Genomic DNA, 310 nt, shown 5'->3' on the forward strand with positions numbered 1-310 from the left:
ATGGAAGAAATTGCACGACACTCAGATAAACCACCAGAGCCTTTACACCTGAATCATATACCACGTTGTTTGACCGCCGTTTCGGTGCCGTCCGAATACGTTCACCACAGTTCTTGCATACCATCACATAGTGTCGGATTTCCTTGACTACGGGCTTCAGCTCTGGAATGGAAATAACCTGCGTCACATAATCAAGTACACGCTCTGCGTCTGACAAAGATTCTCCGCAACGAGTGCAATAGTTAGGTACCTCATCGATTATCTCGTCAGGTACAAAAGAGCAAGACAACTTATGCCCATCATGTCCCTT

At 46.1% G+C, this 310-nt stretch carries 1 pseudogene; it reads right to left on the reverse strand.

Annotation, left to right across the window (positions count from 1 at the left end):
- Positions 1 to 217, reverse strand: a pseudogene (locus HMPREF2955_RS16500) (IS66 family transposase); the annotation flags it as partial.
- Between the last annotated feature and the right edge of the window lie 93 nt (positions 218 to 310).

It is taken from the genome of Prevotella sp. HMSC073D09, assembly GCF_001814145.1.
Taxonomy (GTDB): domain Bacteria; phylum Bacteroidota; class Bacteroidia; order Bacteroidales; family Bacteroidaceae; genus Prevotella; species Prevotella conceptionensis.